The 25,988-nt window shown below is 58.5% G+C and carries 19 protein-coding genes and 1 pseudogene; 7 read left to right on the top strand and 13 right to left on the bottom strand.

The window, feature by feature from the left end; genetic code table 11:
• Window positions 1–45 precede the first annotated feature (45 nt).
• The 5 genes and pseudogenes from ACYZTZ_RS15595 (at window position 46) to ACYZTZ_RS15575 (ending at window position 3,987) form a co-directional block, all read left to right on the top strand.
• The gene (locus tag ACYZTZ_RS15595) at window positions 46–678 is read left to right on the top strand and encodes a CDP-alcohol phosphatidyltransferase family protein (protein WP_461998867.1); all 633 of its coding nucleotides are present in this window, start codon (window positions 46–48) and stop codon (window positions 676–678) included.
• Complete coding sequence (locus ACYZTZ_RS15590) at window positions 665–1,264, top strand: lysophospholipid acyltransferase family protein (protein ID WP_046049021.1); 600 nt, start codon at window positions 665–667, stop codon at window positions 1,262–1,264. Before ACYZTZ_RS15595 ends, ACYZTZ_RS15590 begins: the two co-directional genes overlap by 14 nt.
• On the top strand, window positions 1,261–2,208 hold the full coding sequence (locus ACYZTZ_RS15585; protein ID WP_461998866.1) for a phosphatidate cytidylyltransferase: 948 nt from the start codon (window positions 1,261–1,263) through the stop codon (window positions 2,206–2,208). The genes ACYZTZ_RS15590 and ACYZTZ_RS15585 overlap by 4 nt, the downstream gene beginning before the upstream one ends.
• A gap of 165 nt (window positions 2,209–2,373) precedes the next feature.
• A pseudogene (locus tag ACYZTZ_RS15580) lies at window positions 2,374–3,129 on the top strand (MCP four helix bundle domain-containing protein); the annotation flags it as partial.
• Window positions 3,124–3,987, top strand: coding sequence for a methyl-accepting chemotaxis protein (locus ACYZTZ_RS15575; protein ID WP_442965804.1), 864 nt, complete (start codon window positions 3,124–3,126; stop codon window positions 3,985–3,987). The pseudogene ACYZTZ_RS15580 and the gene ACYZTZ_RS15575, both read left to right, overlap by 6 nt.
• A gap of 175 nt (window positions 3,988–4,162) precedes the next feature.
• Here ACYZTZ_RS15575 and ilvD read toward each other — a convergent pair whose 3' ends face one another.
• The gene (ilvD, locus tag ACYZTZ_RS15570; RefSeq protein ID WP_461998864.1) at window positions 4,163–5,845 is read right to left on the bottom strand and encodes a dihydroxy-acid dehydratase; all 1,683 of its coding nucleotides are present in this window, start codon (window positions 5,843–5,845) and stop codon (window positions 4,163–4,165) included.
• Between the two features lie 377 nt (window positions 5,846–6,222).
• Here ilvD and mqo point away from each other — a divergent pair, with 377 nt between their 5' ends.
• A complete protein-coding gene (gene mqo, locus ACYZTZ_RS15565; RefSeq protein WP_461998863.1) occupies window positions 6,223–7,869 on the top strand; it encodes a malate dehydrogenase (quinone) in 1,647 nt (548 codons plus the stop codon).
• A 286-nt stretch (window positions 7,870–8,155) separates the two neighbouring features.
• The gene (locus tag ACYZTZ_RS15560; protein ID WP_283180662.1) at window positions 8,156–8,521 is read left to right on the top strand and encodes a hypothetical protein; all 366 of its coding nucleotides are present in this window, start codon (window positions 8,156–8,158) and stop codon (window positions 8,519–8,521) included.
• Between the two features lie 168 nt (window positions 8,522–8,689).
• Here the strand turns inward: ACYZTZ_RS15560 and ACYZTZ_RS15555 are convergent, their stop codons facing one another.
• From ACYZTZ_RS15555 to ACYZTZ_RS15500, 12 genes are all read right to left on the bottom strand, one after another.
• Window positions 8,690–9,223: a hypothetical protein gene (locus tag ACYZTZ_RS15555; protein WP_461998862.1), complete on the bottom strand. Its 534-nt coding sequence runs from the start codon at window positions 9,221–9,223 to the stop codon at window positions 8,690–8,692.
• Window positions 9,224–9,399: 176 nt separating this feature from the next.
• Window positions 9,400–9,762, bottom strand: a complete 363-nt coding sequence (locus ACYZTZ_RS15550; protein ID WP_461998861.1) for a DUF6124 family protein — start codon at window positions 9,760–9,762, stop codon at window positions 9,400–9,402.
• A 451-nt stretch (window positions 9,763–10,213) separates the two neighbouring features.
• The gene (locus tag ACYZTZ_RS15545; RefSeq protein ID WP_461998860.1) at window positions 10,214–13,261 is read right to left on the bottom strand and encodes a beta-propeller fold lactonase family protein; all 3,048 of its coding nucleotides are present in this window, start codon (window positions 13,259–13,261) and stop codon (window positions 10,214–10,216) included.
• 327 nt (window positions 13,262–13,588) lie between these two features.
• A complete protein-coding gene (locus ACYZTZ_RS15540; protein WP_461998859.1) occupies window positions 13,589–16,621 on the bottom strand; it encodes a beta-propeller fold lactonase family protein in 3,033 nt (1,010 codons plus the stop codon).
• Window positions 16,622–16,761: 140 nt separating this feature from the next.
• Entirely contained in the window at window positions 16,762–17,562 is an 801-nt protein-coding gene (gene dapF / locus ACYZTZ_RS15535; protein ID WP_461998858.1) for a diaminopimelate epimerase, read from the bottom strand.
• 272 nt (window positions 17,563–17,834) lie between these two features.
• Window positions 17,835–18,854 carry an AbrB family transcriptional regulator gene (locus ACYZTZ_RS15530; protein ID WP_461998857.1) on the bottom strand — a complete coding sequence of 340 codons (1,020 nt, stop codon included), beginning with the start codon at window positions 18,852–18,854 and terminating at the stop codon, window positions 17,835–17,837.
• A gap of 152 nt (window positions 18,855–19,006) precedes the next feature.
• On the bottom strand, window positions 19,007–21,262 hold the full coding sequence (katG, locus tag ACYZTZ_RS15525) for a catalase/peroxidase HPI (protein WP_461998856.1): 2,256 nt from the start codon (window positions 21,260–21,262) through the stop codon (window positions 19,007–19,009).
• A 426-nt stretch (window positions 21,263–21,688) separates the two neighbouring features.
• Window positions 21,689–22,918, bottom strand: coding sequence for a hypothetical protein (locus ACYZTZ_RS15520; protein ID WP_461998855.1), 1,230 nt, complete (start codon window positions 22,916–22,918; stop codon window positions 21,689–21,691).
• A gap of 388 nt (window positions 22,919–23,306) precedes the next feature.
• On the bottom strand, window positions 23,307–24,266 hold the full coding sequence (locus ACYZTZ_RS15515; protein WP_461998854.1) for a PDR/VanB family oxidoreductase: 960 nt from the start codon (window positions 24,264–24,266) through the stop codon (window positions 23,307–23,309).
• A 3-nt stretch (window positions 24,267–24,269) separates the two neighbouring features.
• A complete protein-coding gene (locus ACYZTZ_RS15510; protein ID WP_461998853.1) occupies window positions 24,270–24,707 on the bottom strand; it encodes a RidA family protein in 438 nt (145 codons plus the stop codon).
• Window positions 24,704–25,738 (bottom strand): aromatic ring-hydroxylating oxygenase subunit alpha, encoded by a 1,035-nt coding sequence (locus ACYZTZ_RS15505; RefSeq protein ID WP_056745372.1) that lies wholly within the window; start codon window positions 25,736–25,738, stop codon window positions 24,704–24,706. Before ACYZTZ_RS15505 ends, ACYZTZ_RS15510 begins: the two co-directional genes overlap by 4 nt.
• Window positions 25,739–25,759: 21 nt before the next feature.
• Window positions 25,760–25,987, bottom strand: a complete 228-nt coding sequence (locus ACYZTZ_RS15500; protein ID WP_027923567.1) for a recombinase-like helix-turn-helix domain-containing protein — start codon at window positions 25,985–25,987, stop codon at window positions 25,760–25,762.
• Between the last annotated feature and the right edge of the window lies 1 nt (window position 25,988).

The raw sequence follows: 25,988 nt of genomic DNA, 5'->3' as shown, positions 1-25,988 counted from the left end.
ACAATGCAACACGTAGTAACTCATCATTTATAGGGATATTGGCTAGTGGATGACAACAGAAGGCCCATCAAGACGCGCTCTGCGGGCTGGGCAAGACGCATCACCGACATTCTGGTGAAAAGAGACATTTCCCCCAATCAGATATCCGTCGCCAGCATCGCCTTCGCGTTTGCCGGCGTCGTGGCGCTCAATATTGATAGCGGTGTCATTGGATCGATCTGCTGCGCGATCGGCATTCAGTTGCGCCTGCTGTGCAACCTCTTCGATGGGATGGTGGCGATAGAGGGCGGCAAGAAGTCCGATATCGGCAGTCTCTACAACGAATTCCCGGACCGGATTGCCGACAGCCTGCTGATCGTAGGGTTGGGGTATGCCATTGGCCAATCCGACCTCGGATGGTTCGCTGCCCTGGCGGCAGCCCTTACTGCTTATGTCAGGGTGTTCGGCGGCTCGATTGGCCTCAAGCAGACCTTCATCGGCCCTATGGCCAAACAGCATCGAATGGCCGTGATGACCGCAGGACTGCTGCTGAATGCCATCGAAGCAAACGTTTATGGCACTCACTACGTCCTATTGATCGCGCTGGCTGTCATCGCCATTGGCTCAGTCGCCACCTGCGTCACCCGAACGCTGGCGATCGCCAAGCAGCTGAGGGGGGCCGACCATGTGGATCAGTAATGCGCTGATTTCTGTTCTTCGACTGCTGATTGGCGTCACGGCCAGATGGGAGAGCCCGCCAGATCTCACGCGTCAGCGAATCTATTTCGCCAATCACACCAGTCACATGGACACCTTGGCCATCATTGCGGCCCTGCCGCCCGAGGCCAGGTTGAATGTGAAGCCGATCGCCGCTGCCGATTACTGGGGAAAGAACCGGTTTCTGTCGTACATCTCCCAGAAAGGCCTGAACGCGGTGCTGATTGACCGTAAACCGGCGCCTGGTAAAAACGCGCTGGAGCCCATTTTCGATGTGGTGCAGGCGGGTCATTCGATCATCTTCTTTCCGGAAGGCACTCGCTCATCCGAGGCACTGCCCGGAGAATTCAAATCAGGTCTTTTCCGGCTGGCCGAGACCTTCCCCGATGTCGACCTGGTGCCGATCTACCTGGAAAACCTTCATCGCTCCATGCCCAAAGGCAAACACGTCCCTCTGCCGATCATCTGCACGATCCGTATCGGCAATCCGATGGAAAGGATTGCTGGCGAGGATAAACAGGTGTTTCTGGAACGCGCGCGTAACGCCATTGTGGGGCTGTCGAAATGAGTCTTGAAGCAAAGTTTTTGTGGTTCTTTTTTGGATTGGCATGCTTGCTGGCGATTGCTTCGCTCGCCGGTCGACTGCTGGCCCGGCGGGCCAAAACGGAAGGCGCTGTCTCGACCATCGAAAACCTCAATCAGCGCGTGAATGCCTGGTGGGGGATGGTCATCATCTTCTTCGTTTCCTACTTGCTGGGCGGTAATGCAACGGTCGTCCTGTTCGGTTTCATCTCACTGTTCGCGCTCAGGGAGTTCATCACCCTGACACCGACCCGACGAGGTGACCATAACGCGCTGTTTTCGGCGTTCTTCATCCTGATCCCGCTGCAATACACTCTGATCGGTACTCACTGGTATTCGATGTTCACGCTGCTGATTCCGGTGTACTCATTCCTGCTGTTACCGGCGATTGCGGTGCTGAGTCAGGACACTGACGGCTTCCTGGAAAGGACGGCGAAGATCCAGTGGGGCGTGATGATCTGCATTTATTGCATCAGCCATGCGCCCGCACTTTTGCTTTTGGATCTGGAAGGATTCACCGGCCAAAACGCGTTGCTGCTGTTCTATCTGGTGTTCGTCGTTCAGTTGAGTGACGTGTTGCAGTACGTGTTCGGCAAGCTCTTCGGCAAGCACAAGGTAGCGCCGCTGGTGAGTCCGTCAAAAACGGTTGAAGGTCTGGTCGGTGGAGGCCTGTCTGCAACGCTGATTGGCGGCTGCATGTTCTGGATGACCCCTTTCAGTTTCTGGCAGTCACTGATGATGTCGTTCGTCATCGTGGTGATGGGCTTCCTCGGTGGTCTGGTCATGTCGGCGATCAAACGCAGTCTGAGCGCCAAGGACTGGGGAACCATGATCAAAGGTCACGGCGGCATGCTCGACCGGATGGACTCGATTTGCTTCGCCGCGCCGATCTTTTTTCACTTGACGCGCTACTTCTTCTCCGCTGCCTGATTCGGGCGCCCTCAAAACCGAAAAAACATACCGCATGTCGTAAAAGACATGCGCGTATGGGTATTCGCTTCATTAACCACTCGTGCCAGTCGATAACCTTTTCAGCAAGCCAATCCGCAGTTGGCTTTACGCCACTGACAAACGTGCTGAGAGAGGATCCACAGAGTGTCCATAAAATTACGTTTGATTCTGCTGATTGGCACCGGGCTGATTACCGCGTTGATCATGAGTCTGGTCAGTTACCTGGGAAACACCCAGATGGCGGAGGCGGTGAAAGACAACGAGGTCAGTATGGCCGTGCTGCGCAATCACCTCGAAGCCGACATGATGCACGACGCGTTACGCGCCGACGTGCTGTCCGCGATGCTGGTCGGGTTGGGTAAAAGCACCAGCAGCAAAGCCGAGGTGCGCAGTTCCATCGAGGAACATGCGGCGCATTTTCGTGAAATGCTCGGTGAAAACCTCAAGCTGCCGGTCAACGACACCATCAAGGGGGCCCTGAACAAGATCAAGCCCAGCCTCGATACCTACATCAGCGCAGCCGAACGCATCGTCGGGCTGGCGCTGGAAAATCCGGAGGCCGCGCAACAACAACTGGGCGGTTTCAGTAGCGTATTCAGCCAGTTGGAAGATCAGTTGGCCGCACTCAGCGAACTGATCGAAACCAACACCCAACAGACCAGTGCCGGCACTCAGAAAGTCATCAGTAACGCCAATTTCATCCTTGGCGGCGTCCTCATCGCCAGCCTGTTATTGCTGCTGGCCCTGGGGCGTGGAGTGATGCTGAGCATCATGGGGCCGTTGCAGACCGCCAGCCGCATCGCCGACAGCATCGCCCATGGCAACCTGAGTGAACCGATTGTCGAGCCCACTCACAACGACGAAGCGAGCGCCCTGATTCGCAGCCTCGCGACCATGCAGCGCGACCTGCGCGGCATGATCGAAGTCGTGCGCAGCAACGCCCACGGCGTGAGCGGCATGAGTGAGCAATTGAGCAGTGGCTGCCACGAAGTCGCCGGTAGCAGCCAGCAGCAAAGCGTAGCCGCCAGCACTATGGCAGCTGCTGCCAGCGAAATGACCGCGAGTATCGAGGAAATTACCCGGCATGCCGAACGTGCGTTGAACATGGCCAATCAAGCCGAGGCACTGGCCAAGGATGGCGGCCGCGTGATCCATCAGGTGGTCAACGACATGGACGGTATTGCGCGTTCGGCGCAGCAATCCGCCCAGGTGATCCGCACGCTGGACAAGGAGTCCGAAGGGATTTTCAGCATCATCCAGGTGATCAAGGGAATCGCCGACCAAACCAACCTGCTGGCGCTCAACGCCGCGATCGAAGCCGCTCGTGCCGGTGAGCAGGGCCGTGGATTTGCCGTGGTGGCCGACGAAGTGCGCAGCCTGGCCGGACGCACCAGCGCCTCCACCCAGGAAATTGCCACGATGGTCTCACGCATCCAGCAGAGTACCCGCGAGGCGGTGACCAGCATGGAGGCGGGCGTGGCGCAGGTCGACAAAGGCATGGCCGTGACCGCCGATGTCGAGCGCGCCATCCGCGAAATCCTCGACGCCACGTTGAACACCACGCAACTGGTCAACGACATCACCCGCACCATCGGTGAGCAGAGCCTGGCCAGCAACGAAATCGCCCATCAGGTCGAAATGATTGCCGGCATGTCCGAAGGCAACAGCAAAATCATCGGCCGGACTGCTTCGACCACCGATGAGCTGTCCACTTTGGCGGGTAAGCTGTCGCAGTCGGTGGATCGGTTTCGCCTTTGAGGTTTGTGTGCCGAGCCGATGATTTTCGGTGGTTGTAAAGGCCTCTTCGCGAGCAAGCCCGCTCCCACACTTGATCTCTGTCGTACACAAATCTGTACTCACTGGAGATCAAATGTGGGAGCGGCGGTGCGGCGATCCGACTTGCTCGCGAAGGCGTCAGTCCTAACAAAGTCGATTACAGGTACTTATCCGTCACGGCGCCTTCCGAGGCGCTGGACACGGTCTTCGCGTACTTGGCCAACACCCCGCGTTTGTACTTGGATTCCGGGCGCACCCAGCGGGTTTTGCGCTCGGCCAGTTCGGTGTCGGAGACATCGACCGTAATCTGCCGTGTTTCAGCATCGATGGTGATCTTGTCGCCGTCTTCAATCAGCGCGATCGGCCCGCCATCAAAGGCTTCGGGCGTGATATGGCCCACCACAAACCCGTGTGAACCGCCGGAGAAACGGCCGTCGGTGATCAACGCAACGTCCTTGCCCAGCCCCTTGCCCATCACCGCCGAAGTCGGCGAGAGCATTTCGCGCATGCCGGGCCCTCCCTTGGGGCCTTCGTAGCGAATCACGATCACGTCGCCGGCTTTGACTTCGCCGTTGAGGATACCGGCCAGCGCACCTTCCTCGCCGTGATACACGCGCGCCGTGCCTTCAAAGCGCAAACCTTCCTTGCCGGTGATCTTGGCCACGGCGCCGGTGGGTGAGAGGTTGCCGCGCAGCACCACCAGGTGCGAGTCCTTTTTGATCGGTTGGTCGAAGGGCAGGATCACGTCCTGACCCTCGGGGTAATCGGGTACGTTTTCCAGGTTTTCGGCCAGGGTTTTACCGGTGACCGTCAGCGCGTCGCCATGCAGCATGCCGGCGGCGAGCATGCGCTTCATCAGCGGCTGAATGCCGCCGATGGCCACCAGTTCACTCATCATGTATTGACCGCTGGGACGCAGGTCGGCCACCACCGGGGACACCTTGCCCAGCTCGACAAAATCATCCAGCGTCAATTCGACATCCACGGCATGCGCCATGGCCAGAAGATGCAGCACGGCATTGGTCGAGCCGGCGAGGGCGATCACCACCCGAATCGCATTTTCAAAGGCCTTGCGGGTCATGATGTCGCGCGGTTTGATATCTCGTTTCAGCAGCTCCATGACCTGCTGACCGGCGCGGAAACTGTCCGACGCCTTGTCGCTGCCGACGGCCTCCTGAGAGCTGGAACCGGGCAGGCTCATACCCAACGCCTCAATCGCGGAAGCCATGGTGTTGGCTGTGTACATGCCGCCGCAGGAGCCGGGGCCTGGAATCGCCACTTCCTCGATCTGCTTGACCTGAATCTCGCTGATATCCCCCCGCGCGTGCTGACCCACAGCCTCGAACACGGAGATGATATCGGTGTGGCCAGCGCCCGGCCGGATGGTGCCGCCATAGACAAAGATGGAAGGTCGGTTCAGCCGCGCCATGCCGATCAGGCAGCCCGGCATGTTCTTGTCACAACCGCCCACGGTCACCAGACCATCGAAGCCTTCGCAGCCGGCCACGACTTCAATGGAGTCGGCGATCACTTCCCGCGACACCAGCGAATACTTCATGCCTTCGGTGCCGTTGGCGATGCCGTCGGAAATGGTGATCGTGTTGAAAATGACGCCCTTGGCACCGGCGGCATTCGCGCCTTTTTCGGCTTCAATCGCCAGCTTGTCGATGTGCATGTTACAGGGCGTGACCATCGCCCACGTGGAGGCGATGCCGATCTGCGGCTTCTTGAAGTCCTCGTCCGTGAAACCCACGGCACGCAACATGGCGCGGCCGGGCGTGCGTTCCACGCCGTCGACCACTAGGGAGGAATATTTGCGCAGATCAACTTTGTCGCTCATGACATCTCCTCACCGGCTCATCGAGAAAAGCACGATGAGTATAGTGGCCGAGGCGGACTATCAAGTCGGGAACAGACGCGCGGGTTTGCCGTGTCGTGATATTCTTCGCCCTAACTTGCTTTGACCTATTCAGTTTGCGCGTCCTTGAGACGCGCCAACAGAATCACTGTCGCTCAAGTAGCTGAAGCCAATAACGATAAAAAGTCAGTTCAGTAGGGACATATAAACTGAGGTCGATGGAGACACGTCGGCCTTGTGTGCCCACCCTCCAATCCTTATGCGTGCGGAACCCACAGCATGCTGCCTGCATGCCGTGAACCAGGGGCCTCAAGCGTGGGGATGGAAGGGCGGATGGCGTTTTATCATAGGTGCTACACATGTTTAAAAAAATGAACACGGCCCTGCTGGGGCTGGCTTTGTCGATGGGGATCGCGTCCGCGCAAGCGGAAGAGGCAAAGAAAGTCGATGTACTGCTGATTGGCGGCGGCATCATGAGCGCGACCCTCGGTGTCTGGCTCAACGAGCTGGAACCGGGTATGTCGATGGAAATGGTCGAGCGCCTCGACGGCGTCGCCCTGGAAAGCTCCAACGGCTGGAACAACGCCGGTACCGGTCACTCCGCCCTGGCCGAGTTGAACTACACCCCGGAAGACGATAAAGGCAACGTTCAGATCACGAAAGCCGTTGAAATCAACGAAGCCTTCCAGATCTCCCGTCAGTTCTGGGCCTGGCAGGTTCAGCAAGGCGTGCTGAAGAACCCGCGTTCGTTCATCAACTCCACGCCACACATGAGCTTTGTGTGGGGCGATGACAACATCAAGTTCCTGAAAAAGCGCTACGAAGCCCTGCAAGCAAGCCCGCTGTTCGCCGGCATGCAGTACTCCGAAGACCCCGCTGTGATCAAGAAGTGGGTTCCGCTGATGATGGAAGGGCGTGACCCGAACCAGAAAGTCGCGGCCACCTGGAGCCCGATCGGTACCGACATGAACTTCGGCGAGATCACCCGCCAGTTCGTTGCGCACCTGCAAACCACGCCAAAGTTCGACTTGAAACTGTCTAGCGAAGTGCAAGACATCACCAAGAACGCAGACGGCAGCTGGCGCGTCAGCTACAAAAACCTGAAAGACGGCACCAAAACCGAAACCGACGCCAAGTTCGTCTTCATCGGCGCGGGCGGCGGTGCACTGCACCTGCTGCAGAAGTCCGGCATTCCTGAAGCCAAGGAATACGCAGGCTTCCCGGTAGGCGGCTCGTTCCTCGTCACCGAAAACCCGACCATCGCCGAGCAACACCTGGCCAAGGCCTACGGCAAAGCCTCCGTTGGCGCACCGCCGATGTCGGTTCCGCACCTGGACACCCGTGTCCTGGACGGCAAGCGCGTCATCCTGTTTGGCCCATTCGCGACCTTCAGCACCAAGTTCCTGAAAGAAGGCTCGTACCTGGACCTGCTGACCACCACCACCACGCACAACGTGTGGCCAATGACCAAAGTCGGCATCAAGGAATACCCGCTGGTCGAGTACCTTGCTGGCCAACTGATGCTGTCTGACGAAGACCGCCTCAACGCCCTGAAAGAATACTTCCCGAACGCCAAAGCCGAAGACTGGCGCCTGTGGCAAGCCGGCCAACGCGTGCAGATCATCAAGCGTGATGAAGCCGCTGGTGGCGTGCTGAAGTTGGGTACCGAGATTGTTGCCTCGCAAGACGGCACCATTGCAGGTTTGCTGGGCGCTTCGCCGGGTGCATCGACTGCTGCGCCGATCATGCTGACCGTGCTGCAGAAGGTGTTCAAGGACAAGGTTGCTTCGCCAGCCTGGCAGGAAAAGCTGCACCAGATCGTGCCTAGCTATGGCACTCAGTTGAATGGCAGTCCTGAGAAAGTGGCTGAAGAGTGGGCTTACACCGCCAAGGTGTTGCAGTTGACTCCGCCGCCGGCGATTGGTCAGATGGTGGCTCCGGTCGCGGCTCCGGCTGCACCTGCCAAGGCACCGAAGGCTAATGCTGCGACTGATATGGCTCTGTAACTAGAGGCCTAATCAAAAGCCCACTGAACCGGTGACGGTCAGTGGGCTTTTTTGTGTCTGGGATTCCATCTTAAAGATTACGAAATGCTAAGGCTGACGAGTTTTTTGTGGCGAGGGGGCTTGCCCCCGTTGGGCTGCGAAGCAGACCTGAATAGGGCGGATTTACTCCTCGTCGTTAGTTCGCAGCATCAGAGACGGCTAAGCAGTGCCTTCATCCGTCGCGACAAAATGGCTTAAGCTAATCGAAGGCTGGAATGGAACATCTCGACTAAAGGACGCGACATTTATGGAAATCCCCTTTTCTCAAATCAGCGAGCGTTTGAACAATCGCCGATTTTCGGTAGCAGACAACGCCCACGGGCTGTCCGATGCACGCACCGTATTTCACTACCATGTCGAGGAAGATGCTATTTGGGGTACTTACCAGGGCGGCCATATCCGCATGGGTAATCAAGTCGGACGCGTGACAGGCCCCGATACCATTGAGCTTCTTTATCAGTGCTTGACTACGGATGGTGAGATTCTTGCCGGTTGGTCTCGGGGCACGGTAGGTGTTGATCACGCAGGACGCACCACTCTGACCTTCGTATGGGGTTGGTTGTCGGGCGCGACTGGAGGAGGGGAGTCTAGCTATGTCGAGCTTGCCGCGTAGCGGTCAAGCAAAAAAAGTCGGACTCCGCCGCCGGAGATTGGTCAGGTGGCGGCTCCGGCTATTGTTCCAGAAAGGTGAACGATCATTCGTCGTACATCAATTCCAGGCTATTTATCCATTCATTCGGCGCGTCGTACCTTGCGTAATAAATTCCCCTCTCTGCTCCGCTTAAATTTGTAAAAACGGCGAGAAGTAGCTGTCGTTATAGTAACCCTGAGCGCCTTGCATATTTCCTCCCCACCACAAAGGGTTGTACCCCTCAAACGCTATCCAGGGTGGCGGAACGGCCAATTTCTCAAGCTGAATGATGTTCAGGAATTCGACGCTGTTCGTAACCATCCGTATCGTTGTGGCGTTAAATTCTCCGTCGGAGCTGAAATAGATCAGGTGGTTGTTTTCTCGGATATCTGAATAACGTTTTACGGGAAGGTCGTTGAATAGTTTTTCAGTCTTGAACCTGAAATTCGATTCGACGAGTGCCGAAAACTTATGAGTGTCTTCATTGCCGATCAAGAAAGCAGAGTAATAGGCCGAGATACCGATATCGTCCAAAGATACCACTTGCGGATAGTCGCTCAGAGACCGAGGGAGGCGTGATAGAGGCTCAGCAAAAACCGACTTCAATTCGGGTATGGAGTAGCCGGCAACTTGCTCTTCCTGGCCACGTCTTACGAAAGTTTTTATTCGACTGAAAATACTCATTACCTATCCTCGATCCTTGAGATGACCAATCAATTCTGCCCATTTTTGAGCGCTGACAGATAGGCGTGCTGCTTTGCTATCCAAGCATCCGGGTAGGGTTCCGAGTGGTCTGCACCCCATCAGTTGTGTCCAACTTTTGGGGTCAGTCCACTGCGTGGGAACGATCAGTGCGCCTGTCAGCCTTGTGGATCGATGTTATCCAGCGCCCGATTCACCGCCAGTTCGCCCAGCATGATGATCTGCGCAATGCCCAACAGCGAATTGCGACTCGACCCCTCCATGTGATCCGCCAGATCCATGGTCATGACATTGGCTGATGCCAGCGATTCGCAAGCATGGCCCAGCAGGGTTTCGGTATCGAGCTCCGGGTTGACGATGAACATGGTGCCGGGTGTGCGCGGGGTGGCTTTGATGTGGGCAGCCAGTTTGAGGTAGTGATCGAGGGCGTGGTCGGCGGCTTCGTGGAGTTTTTTTGAATCGAGTGGTTCGCACGGGGATGCCGGATCGGTGTCCGGTGGATTGGGCGTTACTTTGAACATAGATGAATCTCCTTGTACTACAAAAAGGAGCCATCACTCTCGCTACCAAACGACGGGTGGTGGCCATACGCAGGTTGGTAGACCGGGTACAAGGGAACCGGCGCGCCCGAAGGCGCCCTGTGCATGACCACCATAGAGCCGAGACAAAAAAACGCCCCAAATGGCGATACATTGCACCTTGTATAACTCGGGCTACCAAACCCCATCGCTGTTATTCAGCGACCGGGAAACGATAGAGCCCAGGCCCAAGGCGCACAAGCCGGCGGATTCTGGCGTAGTCGTAGGCAGCGGCGCAAGGATGTGTAGCCCGAATCAGTATCTGGAGATGTCGATTAAACAACTCAGTTATTGCTGACTTTTCAATCGACAGGAGAGACGGATAAATAGGTATGTCCCCCTTTCGTGGTCACTGCCGACGCCGCGCCAAAACCGGATAAATAGATCTATCCCCTTATCTGGTCGTATCAATCACCGAGACCGTGTGGTTAGGCTGGTTGCAGACATAAACGAGGCTCCCGTCCGGGCTGACGGCGATCTCAGCCGGACCGTTCCCGCCCGGGATGGTCGTCAGGACTCGATTCGTCGCCGTATTAATCGCCGAGACCGTGTCGCTACGATAGTTGCAGACATAAGCTCGGGTACCGTCCGGGCTGAGGGCGATCCCGGCCGGACTGGTCCCGACCGAGATGTTCGTCAGGACTCGATTCGTCGCCGTATTAATCACCGAGGCCGTTGCGCTATTTATGTTGCAGACATAAGCGCGGGTCCCGTCCGGGCTGACGGCAACCCCCCACGGATAGTTCCCGACCGGGATGTTCGTCAGCACTTGATTCGTCGCCGTATCAATCACCGAGACCGTGTGGCTACCATAGTTGTTGACATAAATGCGGGTACCGTCTGGGCTGACGGCGATCCCGTGCGGATAGGTCCCGACCGGGATGGTCGTCAGGACTCGAGCCGTCGCCGTATCAATCACCGAGACCGTGTGGCTACCATAGATGCAGACATAAGCGCGGGTACCGTCCGGGCTGACGGCAACCCCCGTCGGATTATTCCCGACCCGGATGGTCGTCAGGACTTGATTCGTCGCCGTCTTAATCACCGAGACCGTATCGCTACCCTGGTTGCTGACATAAGCGCGGGTACCGTCCGGGCTGACGGCGATCCCGGTCGGACTGGTCCCGACCGAGATGTTCGTCAGGACTCGATTGGTCGCCGTCTCAATCACCGAGACCGAGTGGCTAGCATGGTTGCAGACATAAGCGCGGGTACCGTCCGGGCTGACGGCGATCCCGACCGGAATGTTCCCGACAGGGATGCTACCGACCGGCCCCAACCCCGTAACGGTTACAGTTGCGTTGGCGACCTGAGCACCACTGGTGGCGCTCAGACTGTAAGAGCCGGGGATGAGAGCGCCTTTGACGCGGCTGACGCTGAGCCTGCCGACATCGTCGGTGATGAAGTCGCGCGGGCCGCTGCCGCCGTCGGCGTACATAAAGTTGGCTGGGAGAGTCAGACTGAGCTTGCCCCCGGGGATGGGGGTGTTATTGCTGTTGCTGAGGAGCAACTCAACGTTCTTCAGCCGGCCAGCCGGGGCGATGGTGTAGGGCTCGTTGGTGAAGGTCGGCACGTCATGCTCCGCGCTAACAGTATAGGTGCGCACCGGGAAGGTCACGGCCGTTGCGGAATTGGCCACCCCGTCAAAGTTCACCCTGAAGCTGATGGTCAGCACACTCCCATCCTTGAGCGTCTTCAACCACTCAATCGGTGCCGGCCGGATCAGACCCGGCAGCGCGGTGTGCGGCTCGCCCTTACAGTCCTCGAAAAAGATTGCCACACCATTGGTATCGAACCCGTCATAGCGCAACCAGACACACTGCCCGCTGACTTGCTGCGGCCATTCACCCACCCGCAGCTGATCGCTGGCCTGCATCTTGGTCACGTCCAGTTCCTTGCCAATCGCACCGTCCATTGCCGGTGTCGACAGACTCGGATGGTTATCCGGGATCGTGCCGACTGTAGCTGTCAGGGCCGGCGACGGGAATGACTTGCCGCCGCGAATCAGCACATAAATGAACTCGAGCTTTTTTTTACCCATGTTCGCCGCGATAAAGGCCTTGCTCAGCGCGAAGTTGGCGCGGCTGTTGACGTTGAGCGGCTTGGCCGCGAAGGTCGGCGAGCCAGCACCAGGGGCGCCCTTGACGATGAGCTGCACGGTGTCGCCCGCACGAAAACCCAGCACTTCCACCTGACCGTTGGCACCTTGCAGGTTGACCGGGTCCAGCGGGTCGAGCACCCCGTTGACGGATTTAATCAAGCGCGGTGCTTGCAAGTTCGGCAGCCCCTCGCCAATCACCCGCGCCGTGGCAGTCCGGGATGCGGCGACTGTTACACCGCCTCTGATCAGTTGATAGCTGACCCGCACCACGCTGTTGGCCAGCACCTTGTCGTTAGCCACCTGAAGGATGCAGGGCTTCTTCTGCCCAAACTCGTCGACCTCGACGCTACCGACCACCGGCACTACCACATCCGCTTGCCCGGGCAATGTGGCGATGTAGGTCGCGCTGATGCTGTCGCCCGCCTGGAAACGGTGATCACTGGTGAGGACGATCACCAGCAGCGGATTGCTGCCCAGTTTTTCCAGGTCGATGGTGCTCGGCTCGTCGGTTGGGTCATTCTGGATTTCCCGCAGGATCGGTTCCGGTAATCGAATGCCGGCCAGGTCCACGTCGACGACCTGGGTGGCCGACCACGGCGAGTTAGGGTCGGGGTTGTTACCCACCTGGTCGGTGACGGTGTAGGAGAACTTGAACTGCGCATGGTCCTTGGCGCTTTCCAGGTCCGCGCGAGTGACGGGGAAACATACCGTGACCGGGGTCGCCGAGACCGGCGGAGGGGCTTCGAGCGGGGTGACGTCGTGGTACACCGGAAAGCCGTTGCAGTTCAGCCAAATCCGGTCGAAAGCCCGGCAATAGGGGTAGGACACGCACACCTGGGCACTGACGAAGTTGGGACCGACGCCGTTCCTGATGACGTCGGGCAGGATCAACTCCAGCTCGGAGTGGCCGTCGACACCCGGATCACGGTCCACGTTGCCGGGCCGGATGGCGTTGTACAGCATCTCCAGCGGCGGCCTGGAGGTGCCCATGTTCTGGCTGCCACGAGTCACCGTATAGGTGAGACTGTTGACGAGCTCGGGCTTCAGCAGATTTTTGGGAATGTACAGGAAGACAGAATCATCCGTGGAAACTGTCTGCTTACTGGCGATGTTTAGTTGGCCGTTCAGGTTCAGCGTAACGGTATCGTTCGGTGCCTGCCCCAGGTACGCATCCACCCTCACCTTGGCGCCCATGGGGGGTGAGTCGTAAATATGAATAGGCACGCCACAGTCTCCATCCTCCACTGGCTTGGTGCTGCCGAGTACATCCGGCGCATACAGGACCAGAACGGTGTTATCGGACGAAGTCTCAGCGAGTGTCTCGGTGGATTCGGTGATCATGAAAACGCTCCTTCGTGGAAATACCGGGAGGGTCCGGCAGTTGGAGCTATCACACAGGGATCAGGGGCGGACTGGCTACTGTCAGATCTGACAGTGGCGACGAGTGGTTACCCCGACCTTCATTCGAGGTGTTGAAGCGCACGACCGTTTCTGGGCAGCGACTGATGGTTACCTCGAATTCCGCGAAGTGCCATCCTTTTCCGATGAGGAAACGGGTTCGACGGGTTCAACCGATCGGGTTTGGCGAGGGAAACACCCTGCAGTTTAGAACTGCAGGGTAAGTGGACATTTAGCCTTGACTCGATACTGGCTAAAGGGTGTCCCTGATTAGCTCCCAATCACCGAGACCGTTGCGCTATTTATGTTGGAGACATAAACGCGGGTACCGTCCGGACTGACGGCGATCTCGTGCGGATCTTCCCCGGCCGGGATGTTCGTCAGGACTCGATTCGTCGCCGTATCAATCACCGAGACCGTGTGGCTACGATAGTTGCTGACATAAGCGCGGGTACCGTCCGGGCTGACGGCGATCCCGGTCGGATAGTTCCCGACCGGAATGTTCGTCAGGACTCGACCCGTCGCCGTATCAATCACCGAGACTGTGTGGCTAGTAGAGTTGCAGACATAAGCGCGGGTACCGTCCGGGCTGACGGTGACCCCGCTCGGATGGCTTCCGACCGAGATGTTCCTCAGAACTCGATTCGTCGCCGTATCAATCACCGCGACCGTCTGGCTATACATGTTGCAAACATAAGCGCGGGTACCGTCCGGGCTAACAGCAACCCCCCTCGGATTGTTCCCGACCGGGATGTTCGTCAGGACTTGATTCGTCGCCGTATCAATCACCGAGACCGTCTGGCTACCATAGTTGCTGACATAAGCGCGGGTACCGTCCGGGCTGACGGCGATCCCGGTCGGATGGTTCCCGACCGGGATGTTCGTCAGGACTCGATTCGTCGCCGTATCAATCACCGAGACCGTGAAGCTACCCTCGTTGCAGACATAAGCGCGGGTACCGTCCGGGCTGACGGCAACCTCCGCCGGAGCGCTCCCGACCAGGATGTTCGTCAGGATTCGATTCGTCGCCGTATCAATCACCGAGACTATGTGGCTACCCTGGTTGCAGACATAAGCGCGGGTACCGTCCGGGCTGACAGCGATCCCCCTCGGATCGTTCCCGACCGGGATGCTACCGACCGGCCCCAGTCCCGTAACAGTTACGGTTGCGTTGCCGACCTGAGCACCACTCATAGCGCTCAGACTGTAAGAGTCGGGGATGAGAGCGCCTTTGACGCCGCGGACGCTGAGCCTGCCGACAGCGTCGGTGATGAAGTCGCGCGGGCCGCTGCCGCCATTGGCGTACTCAAAGTTGGGCGGGAGAATCAGACTGACCTCGCCCTCGGGAACGGGGGTGTTACTGCTGGTGCTGAGAAGCAACTCAACGTTGAACCGGCCAGCCGGGGCGATGGTGTAGGGCGCGTTGGTGAAGGTCAGCACGTCATACTCCGCGCTAACAGTATAGGTGCGCAGCGGGAAGGCCACCGCCGTCGCCGCATTGGCCACCCCGTCAAAGTTCACCCTGAAGCTGATGGTCAGCACACTCCCATCCTTGAGCGTCTTCAACCAGTCAATCGGTGCGGGCCGGATCAGACCCGGCAGCGTGGTGTGCGGCTCACCTTTGCGGTCCACGTAAGTCACCGCTGTGCCGTTGGCATCGGTCCCTTCATAGAACACCCAGACACACTGCCCGCTGACTTGCTGCGGCCATTCACCCACCCGCAGCTGATCGCTGGCCTGCATCTTGGTCACGTCCAGTTCCTTGCCAATCGCACCGTCCATTGCTGGCGTCGACAGACTCGGATGGTTATCCGGGATCGTGCCGACGGACGCTGTCAAGACCGGTGACGGGAATGACCTGCCGCCGCGAATCAGCACATAACTGAACTCGAGCTTTTTTTTACCCATGTTCGCCGCGATAAAGGCGTTGCTCAGCGCAAAGTTGGCGCGGCTGTTGACGTTGAGCGGCTTGGCCGCGAAGGTCGGCGAGCCAGCACCAGGGGCGCCCTTGACGATGAGCTGCACGGTGTCGCCCGCACGAAAACCCAGCACTTCCACTTGACCGTTGGCACCTTGCAGGTTGGCCGGGTCCAGCGGGTTGAGCACCCCGTTGTCGGATTTAATCAAGCGCGGTGCTTGCAAGTTCGGCAACCCCTCGCCAATCACCCGCGCCGTGGCGGGCTTCGAGGTACCGATAACCTTGCCATCTCTGACCTGCTCATAAATCGCCTGCACCTGACTGTCCGGCAGAACCTTGGCCGCTGGCACCTTCCCTTGGCGAAATACCGGCGGTCGAACCTCAGTGAGTTCCTCAGTGTCTGTCACCACGGGCCCCGTGGGTGGCGTGCAGGTATAGCTGATCCGGAGGATGTCGCCGGCCACCCAGGGTGGGAAAAGTAAGTGGACCTGCACGTACAGAGATTCTTTCAACTTGCCCAGGTCAATGGTGTCCGGGTCATCTGTGGGGTCGTCTAGATCCTCACTCAGGCCCGGTGCCTTCAACGTGGCCCGCTCCAGGTCAACATCCGCCTTGATGATTCGCGACCAGCGCCGTTTATGCGTCGGGTTGTTCAGTTGGTCGACCACGGTGTAGGAGATCGGAAATTGCGGATGGCTGCTGGCCTGCTCGAACATGGCCCGGGTGATGGTGATCACGTACGGTTTGCCTTCCTCACCGGGTGGCAGCGTGAAGGTGAATCGCTCGCGGTTAAGCTCCAGGGTGATCTTGTCGTAGGCTTTCATGAACGGGTAGAACATCGTGACAGGGACGCCTTTGTCCACTTCGTCCTTGCCGATGAGCGGCGGGTCGCCCAGCTCGGCTGGCAGGCTGATGTCCAGACCCGGGTGATCGCCAGTGCCGGGGACGTCGTTGCCGCCCGGCAGTTCCCGGCTGTACAGGATCAACAACGGCTCTGATTCACGCTCGTTCTCACTGGCGCGATGGATCTTGTAGGTCAGGGTATTGATGCGGCCATCACGTAGCAGTGATTCGAAAAGATCGAAAAAAGCCACCTTGTCCCAGTCGCTGGACGGGATGGGCTTGCTCTCAAGCATGACGCCATCCAACCAAAGCGACATGGCGTCATAGCCCTTGCCATCGTGCGCCGGGGGATCAATTCTGACCTTCACCGCTGCCGCCAGGGTACCGTCCCGCGTGGCAGTCTGAGTAAAGATGGACTGTGGAAGGCCAATCAAGGCAGTGCCCGGCGCTGAGGGTGGATCACTGATAACGGGCGTGGTCGCGCCTGGAATTTGTGGGGGATAAATCACCAGAATTCCAGGGGTCGATTGAATAGCGGTCATGGGGAGACTTCCTTGCTGAGAAGGCCCAATGGAAGTGGCCTTGATCGGGCTATCAAACACCCGAAGAAAGCGCGTTGGCTACTGTCAGAAATAACAGGTAGGAGGGTTTATCAGACGAACGGTCGGGGCTGCGGGTGGGTTCAGATCGTGATCATTCCCGAAAAAATTGCCTCTACCGGTCCGATGAGAAAGACAGGTCCCACGCCATCCCATTGAACCGTCACAGTTCCGCCATCACATTCAACCTCAACGGAATGGTCTAACAAGCCACGACGAATTCCGTTAACAGCGGCGCCACAAGAGCAGGAACCTGAACCGAGTGGAATACCACCCCAGCGCTCCCAAATGCGCAACCGAATGTGCTTACGGTTAATGATCTGGACGAAATGCACGTTCGTCCTGAGGGGGAACAGGGGATTGGTTTCTATTGTCGGTCCGATTGTCGCTATATCTATGGCTGTTAGATCATCCACAAAATAGGTGCAGTGCGGATTTCCCATGCTGCACGCTGTTGGGCCACCAGCAAGTGGCAAAACAGCAGTGTCCAGTTCCAGAGCAAGGGGAATATCCGACCAGCCGAAAAGCGGCTCTCCCATGCTGACGGAAATTGCGCCGGTCGACGTTCGTTCGCAAGTGAGTACGCCACGGTTGGTTCGGAGCGCTATCGAAGTGGTATTTGATTCGCGCATCAGCCTATCTGCGGCACCCCGCGTTGCGCTGCCACAAACATCCAGCGTGGAGCCATCTGCATTCCAGAACATCAAACGCGCATCGGCATCATCGCAATCGAGCACCACCGCGAGTTGATTGAATCCGACGCCTCGGTGCCGATCACCCATTCGCCGAGCCAGGGTACTTGTCATTGGATTGGCCGCATTTCGCGAGTCCACAATAACGAAGTCATCGCCATTGGCGTGCATCTTATGAAAACTCAGCGGCATAAATAGATCCTGGCGGAATTGACGTTTGAAGGCGATCTAGCCCCAGTTCGGTGTTCTGATCCGTATTTTCCTGCGCTATCTGCATCTGTAATGCACACAGCCGCCGGCTCACAATATCGGCACGCTCCGCAGTCGCGGAAACCGCTGCACCGCAAACTCATAATGTAGGAGGCCCAATGGGCAAGATGGCGATTTTCCTGGGTGGATTTCTGGTGTTGACCATTTTGATTGGTGCCCTGGCCACGATCTCTCCCACTTAGTCCTTCAAGCGTTCAAACATCTTCCCGCCAGCGCCGCGCCTGAACGACCAACGCCGGCGCAAAATGCAGAACGACCATCCGCACCAGGTGATGGGTCAGGATGAACACCACGTTCAGCCCGCCACTGAAGGCGACGAGGGTGATGGTTTCGATGGCGCCAGGCATGTACGCCAACCACAACGACAAGGGATCGCTGCCCAGAACCCGCGCGGCCACTGCGGCAAACGCTGCTGCGATCAGCAGCATCAGGCCGACGGCCATCAGCCCGGCCCGTCCGTGGCGGACAAGTTCTGCGAGGCTGATGTCTTTGAATTTCGAGCCAATCAGCACACCGAGGAGGACCACGGCGGTGTCGACACTCCATGACGGCAGGTGGAAGGCCTGGAGATAGCCGAGCTTGAGGTAGACGCCGGTGACGACGATTGCGGTGAGCATGAACGGTGCCGGAACGCCGACGCGCAACAGCAAGCGGCCGAGCAACAGGCACAAGGCGATCAGCGACAGCAGGGTCAGCGCGGTACTCATGAGCAGCGGGCTGCTTTCGGCAAGCGCCACGTCGGTCTGTCCGGGAATGCAGAAGCTGACCAGCACGGTGATCGACAGCAGTCGCACCAGGTGCACGACGATCACTTTGCCGGACGCGCGCTCGGACTCGAGCAAATCGAACACGGCGGCGAGTGCGCCCGGATACACGGCTAACAGGGAGTCCTTCGGGTTCCATCCCGAGACCTTGAACAGCCACACACCGGCCACGGCGCTCTGGACCGTCAGGCCCAGCAGCATGAAGCCCAGGCTCGGCAACATGGCGGCCGCCGTTTGGCTGTTCCACGAGGTGAACATCAGGCCGGTCGCGATCCCCAATACGATTTGCACGTAGACAAGGCTGAAGGGCAGCGCAGGAGAAAAACGCAAGTTGCTGGCGATCAACGCGGTGGCGAGTATCGAACCCAGCAACAGGCCATGGGGGACACCGGCGTACTGCAACGCGGTGCCGACGCCGGTGGCGATCAGCAAACACAATAGGGTTTTCATGGTTGGATGAGTCTTCCTTGATTCTTTTATGAACCCAACACTTGCATCCGGGCCACGCACGTTTTCCCATCTAACGGCGTGAAGCGTCAAGTGACAAAAAGCACAACGCCTCCACAGTGGGAGGCGTTGCAGTTTCAGCGATAACGCTCGTGTTACTTAACGTCGAAGCGATCCAGGTCCATCACTTTGGCCCAGGCGGCTACGAAGTCTTTGACGAACTTCTCCTGCGCATCAGCGGTTGCATAGACTTCCGCCAACGCACGCAGCTGCGCATTTGAGCCGAAGACCAGATCGACACGGGTGCCGGTCCACTTCACTTCGCCGGTTTTGCGATCGCGCCCTTCAAACTCCTCATTAGCCTCCGACAGAGGTTTCCATTCCACGCCCATATCCAGCAGGTTTTTGAAGAAGTCGTTGGTCAACGCTTCCGGCTGCTTGGTGAATACACCGTGCTTGGTTTGTCCGACGTTGGTGTTCAGCACACGCATGCCGCCAATGAGCGCGGTCATTTCCGGCGCGGTGAGTGTCAGCAGTTGCGCCTTGTCGATCAACAGCTGCTCGGCCGGGACGCGGTACCTGCCTTTGAGGTAGTTACGGAAGCCATCGGCGATGGGTTCGAGGAAGCCGAAAGACTCCACGTCTGTCTGCTCTTGCGAGGCGTCCATCCGTCCTGGTGTGAAAGGCACCGTCACGGTTTGACCGGCATTTTTCGCCGCCTGTTCGACGCCGGCGTTACCGGCCAGCACGATCAGGTCCGCCAGCGAGATCTTCTTGCCGCTGTTGTTGAACTCGCTTTGGATACCCTCGAGTTTCGCCAGCACGTTCGCCAGTTGCTCAGGCTGGTTGGCCTGCCAGAACTTCTGCGGGGCCAGACGCAAACGCCCACCGTTGGCGCCGCCGCGTTTGTCGGAGCCACGGAAGGTCGAAGCCGCCGCCCAAGCCGTTGATACAAGCTGCGAGACGGTCAGGCCCGAGGCCAGGAGTTTGCTCTTGAGTGCGGCGACGTCACTGTCGTTGACCAGGGCATGGTCAACCGCAGGAATCGGGTCTTGCCACAGCAGCTCTTCGCTCGGCATTTCCGGGCCGAGGTAGCGGGAGAGGGGACCCATGTCGCGGTGGATCAGCTTGAACCAGGCGCGGGCGAACGCGTCGGCCAACTGGTCTGGATTGGCCAGGAAGCGCCGCGAAATCGGTTCATAGATCGGGTCGAATCGCAGCGACAGGTCGGTGGTGAGCATGGTCGGATTACGACGTTTGGACGGGTCGTGAGCATCCGGAATGATGCCGGCACCGGCGTTGTTTTTCGGTATCCACTGGTTCGCACCGGCCGGGCTTTTGCTCAGTTCCCACTCGAAGCCGAACAGGTTTTCCAGGTAGTTGTTGCTCCACTTCGTGGGTGTGGTGGTCCAGGTCACTTCCAGGCCGCTGGTGATGGTGTCCGCGCCCTTGCCGGTGCCGAAGCTGTTCTTCCAGCCAAAGCCCTGTGCTTCGAGGCCAGCGGCTTCGGGCTCGGCGCCGACATTGTCGGCAGGTCCGGCGCCGTGGGTCTTGCCGAAGGCGTGGCCGCCGGCGATCAGTGCCACGGTTTCTTCGTCATTCATCGCCATACGCGCGAAGGTTTCGCGGATGTCTATCCCGGCTGCGACCGGGTCGGGGTTGCCTTCCGGGCCTTCCGGGTTGACGTAGATCAGGCCCATTTGCACGGCGGCGAGCGGGTTCTCCAGGAAGCGCCCTTGCTCGGTGCGGCTCTCCTCATTTTCCCCCGGCTCAGCAACGAGTGGGCCTTCGCCAGGCTCTTGCATGGGCTCGTTTTTTTTGCCGTAGCGGGTGTCGCCGCCCAGCCACTTGTTTTCCGAGCCCCAGTAGACGTCTTCATCCGGTTCCCAAACGTCCGGACGACCGCCGGAAAAGCCGAAGGTCTTGAAGCCCATGGACTCCAGCGCGACGTTGCCGGTGAGGACGATCAGATCGGCCCAGGAAATTTTACGGCCGTACTTTTGCTTGATCGGCCAGAGCAGCCGGCGCGCCTTGTCGAGGCTGACGTTGTCTGGCCAACTGTTGAGCGGCGCGAAGCGTTGCTGACCGGAACCGGCGCCACCACGACCGTCACCGGTGCGGTACGTACCGGCGGCGTGCCAGGCCATGCGAATGAAGAGTGGCCCGTAGTGACCGAAGTCCGCCGGCCACCAGTCCTGGGAATCGGTCATCAACGCAGTCAGGTCTCTTTTGACCGCTTCAAAGTCCAGGCTTTTGAATGCTTCGGCGTAGTTGAAGTCCTCGTCCATGGGGTCGGACAGGGACGAGTGCTGATGGAGGATCTTCAGATTCAGTTGGTTCGGCCACCAGTCGCGGTTTGTCGTGCCACCGCCAGCGGCGCTAATGAACGGGCATTTCGATTCGTTTGCCATGTGTGAGCTACCTTTGGTCGTATTCATCCGGCTATCCGGCCCAACGCGGGCGTTAAACAGCAACGGGCGAAACCAATGACACAGGCTGCAGGGCCAGCAGTTTGATCAACTGATTGTTTTGATCACAGGGGAATTCTGAACAGCGGCAATCGAGTTGCCTGCACGGTGGCCCACGGCAGGTTTAGTCAGGCTTCTGACCCATTCCTATCTCCTTATCAGCTCTTGACCGGCCGGCTTATGGTGCCGGCGCTCGAGTAAGGTTAGACCCCAGTTGGGAAGTCAGCTAATAGGGGGAGTATTGGGTCGTGATAGGCAGAGTCTTTTACGGGCTTCAGGGGCTATGTCGAGCCCGCAGAGCCGACTGACGCGGCGGCTTTTCGAGCGTTGTTCGAAGAGACGGGCGTCAGGGGCGAGGCGATAACGGGATCAGAAGTAGTACCCGATATTGACGTTGGTCCGGTAATACCACTGATTGCTGCCAACCGAATGGGTATTGGTAAAGCCCGTACCGTTTTCCGCACCGCCATAGGGGTTGGCGTTTTTTGCCCAGGTCAGGTCGACCCACGCCATGATCGGCATGGCCAGGAACTGCGCGCCGACGGTGTACATCTGCGAGTCGTCCCAACCGCTCTTGTCTTTCATCATGCGACTGTAGTCGTTGTACAGTTTGATCTTCTTCAACTGACCCAGTTTCGGCGTAGGAATGTCATAGCCGACGTTCAGCGAAGCAATGGTGGCCTTGGAGGCGATCAGGTACGCGGGCGTCAGGCCGTTGCCGCCCATCAGCACCGAGTCGTTGCTGACACCGGCAGGGTTTTTGGGGTCGTACTCGTAGCGAATGCCTTGGGTGGAGACGGTCCACGCGCCGGCGTTGATGATGGCGTGGATACCGCCGGCCCAGTAATCGCCGTCGTCTTTGGTGGTGGCGTTGTACAACTGGGCGGCGGCCACCGACGCGCCGATCTCGGTTTTCCAGCCGTCATTGATAAAGGTCCGCGTGACCCGGGCGTTGATCTGGTTGTGTTTCTCGTTGTCTTGGCGCGACTGAGTGAAGGGGATGGCATTGTCCTTGAGGTCGGCAAAACGCCCGACTTCCGGCGAGTAGCGAATGTCGGAAGGCAACATGCGCGGGAAGTACCCGAGTTGCAGATCCCAGTCCTGATCCTTATAGCTGTACTTCAAGCCCGTGCCGGCGCTGACGCCATAGCCCATGAAGAAGGGCAGGTGATAGCTCCAGCCAAATTGCGGATAGGGTTCCAGGCCAAACGGTTTGAGCGGCGCGCCCAGTTGCAGGTTTGAGTTGCTGTTCAGGCGGTAGCCGACGAAGCCGCGATCGATGGAGCGCTTGCCGTCATCCTGAAACCAGTAGCCGACATCGCTATAAAGATTTTTGTAAGTCGCCTGTACGTCGATGCGGAAGGTGTCGAAGAGAAAACGCCCGTTGTTTTCGGTGGTGTCCCAATGCTCGTCGCGGTAGTTGGTTCGCAGGGCACCACCGATGTCCAGGCTGCTTTCGCCATCGTCGCTGCGCCAGGCGATATGCGGAAATGGCTTTTTACCGGTAGTCGATGTCATGGGCGCAGCGGGACCGGGTTCACCGGCGAAGCTCACGCAACTGCTCATCATCAGTCCCATACATATAACGTAATGCTTCATGTTGACTCCGCTGCTCAATTGAACGCTACAAAGTGACCGGCAACACTGTTCCGTTCGCCTTGAAAGTGGCGATGGGCGGATAACGTCGGGTGTTGCTTTGATTAAGTGCGTTTCTGTTTTTATTGTTTCATGGGTAATACGGCGTATGGCCTATGAACTCAGGGTTACCTGAGCAGAAACTATGCCAACTTCCGAAAGCTGTCAGGTGCTTAAAAATTCAATAAAAACAATTGTTTATATGGGAAACATATTTGTTTGTATTGCCCATGAAACGGGCGCGTCGAGGGGTAACGAAACTGCACGTTCACTGTGCGTTTTTTATGTCACGCGCATAAAAAAGGCCGACATACCTGTCGGCCTGTTTAACCCTGGAAACTTGATACTCGCGTTATAGATCCAGTACCAAGCGCCGACTCTTGCAACCCGACACACATACCATCATGGATTTATTCGCGGCACGTTCGGCTTTGGTCAGCACGCCGTCCCGGTGGTCGACATCACCTTCCAGCACGCGTGTTTCGCACGACCCGCAGACCCCTTCACGACAGCTGTATTCGATGTCGCAACCCGCCTCAAGCAGCACGTCGAGCAAACTCAAACCGGGCTCGATCGACAGCGTCTTGCCGGTTTTTTTCAGCTCGACGCTGTAGCTGCTCTGCGCGTCTTCAGACGGCGGCAGTTCGGCCGCCGCGAAGCGCTCGATATGCGCATGAGGGTAACCGAGGCCTTCGCAGGTGCTTTCGAAAGCATCGAGCATCGGCGTCGGACCGCAGCAATAGAAGTGCGTATCGCTGGGCTGATCGGCCAGGTAGGCGCTCAGGTCTGGCGGCATGCCTTTTTCATCGTTGAAGTGATAGACGACTTTGGCACTCAAGCCGCTGAGTTCCTCAACCAGCGCGGCTTCCTGTCGCGAGCGGGCGCAGTAGATCAGCTCGGCGGATTTTCCCAGTGCCAGCAGTTGGCGGAACATGCAGTAAATCGGTGTGATGCCGATACCGCCGGCCACCAGCACGCTGTGTCTGGCACTCAGGTCGAGCTGGAAATTATTGCGCGGCGACGAGATCGGCAGTTGCATGCCGACCCGCAGTTGCGCGTGCACAAATTCCGAGCCGCCGCGGCTGTTGCGATCACGCAGGATGCCGATCACGTAACGGCCTTGATCGCTTGGCGAGTTGAGCAATGAATAACTGCGCACCAGACCGTTGGGTAAATGCAGATCGATGTGCGAGCCGGCTTCAAACGGGGCGAACACCGTGTCGCCAAACGGCCGCAACTCGACGCTGATGATGCCTTCGGCTTCATAGCGCAGCGTGTGCACGCGAGCGGTGAGGGGGGAGGAATGGGACATCGGTCACCTCTTTTCGACAGTACGCAAATCGAGATCGAGACGCGCGCCGGCCTCGATCTCCACCCGCAGTTCGGGAAACACCAGCGCGCTCACTTCAACCAGCGTGGAGGTAGGAAAAACCGCCTGACCTTCGAAGAAGTCACGCCGTGCGCGACCCACTTCGTCCTTGTCGGCGATGTCGGTGACATACACCGTCAGCCGGTAAATGTTGCCGACATGCCCACCCGCCGCTTCAACCAGCGCCCGGACTTTGTGCAACACGACAAGCGTCTGGGCGTAGGTATCGAGCGGCGCGTCAGCCACAACGGCCAGGCGTGTAGCGGGATGGCCGGTCATGCCGGACATCACCACTTCATTGCCGATCAGCAAGGCATTCGACCAGGTGGCGCTGGCCGGCTCGATCAACGAGCCGGCCTGAACACGATGCACGGCTGCGTTCATGGCAACTGCTTCGCGTCGATCAGCTCCAGTTGGGCCTTGGCCGCGTTTTTCAGGTAGCGACGCAGACGCACCACACCCAGGTCATGCTGATAGAGGTTTTCCCGCTGGTTGGCGTCCGGCTCCATGAATTCGAGCAGCACCCGGTCCTGTTCCAGCACCGCCCAGTGGCGTGCTTCCAGGCGATTTTTGTAGAGGAAACGCCAGGTGTCGCGCTGCCAGCCGGTCAGCGGACGGCAACGCCAGTGGAACACCGCCGACAAGGAACGGCTGCTCGGTGTGTAGCTGCCGATGATGGTGAAGTTGCCGCCCGGGCCACCGGTTTTCGGATAGGGAATTTCCAGGCGCAGCCAGTGGCAGCCGTTGTCCATGAACTCGGTCCAGTCGAAATTCACCCCACGCTGGCCTTCTTTCTCGAAGAAGAAACCGTTGTCGGTGTCGCGGGTGACGAACTTGGCGGTGGCTTCGCCTTCGCTCATGGAGTGCGACATCTTGTGCAGGTAGGTGCCGTGCATCGGGTCCATGACGTTGTCGATGACGTAGCGGTAATCGCCTTTCCACTCGGTGTAGCAGAGGAAGCTGCTCCATTCGGGGGAGGTCAGTTGCTCTGGCAGGACCAGCTCCGGCGGGGTGTCCACGTGCGGATCTGCAGCGTTGTACAGAAAGATCGCGCCAGCGGCTTCACGGGTGTGGAACATGCGTGTCGGGCGGCTGCCTTCGAGCTTGCAACCGGGGCTGCCGGGGACTTTGGTGACCGTGCCGTCACAGCGCACTTCGACGCCGTGATAAGGGCATTGCAGACGGTCACCCAGCACCGGCCCCTGGGACAGCGGCGCGCCGCGATGAGGGCAGTGATCTTCCAGGGCGTGGACGCTGCCGTCATTGTCGCGCCACAGGGCGATCTTGTAGCCCAGACGGCGGATCGATACCGGTTTTTCGCCCAATTGATCGGAGGGCAGGACCGGGAACCAAAGGTTTTTCAACCCGTTGGCCAAGAGGTTTTCAGCTGGATCGACGGTTGTATTCATGTTCATTTCTTATTGTCCTCCGGCGGGTCATTCGCCCAGCCGAGCCATCAGGGTTTTATAGGCGTCTGCTGTCCACTCTCCGGTGGTCAGCGGGCAAGGCGGCCCGGCCAGATTCAGGTGCGCGAGCAGGTCGGGCAACTCGGTCACCCCGTTGCCAAAGGCGCGTTCGATGGAGTCGCCGAGCAACTCTTCGAATTGGGTGTTGGGACGTTTGCGGGCCTGATGGGGCTCCAGGTAGGGTTCGGTATTGCTCATC

Source organism: Pseudomonas sp. LB3P58 (assembly GCF_054897895.1).
This window is presented reverse-complemented; position numbering and strand designations above follow the sequence as displayed.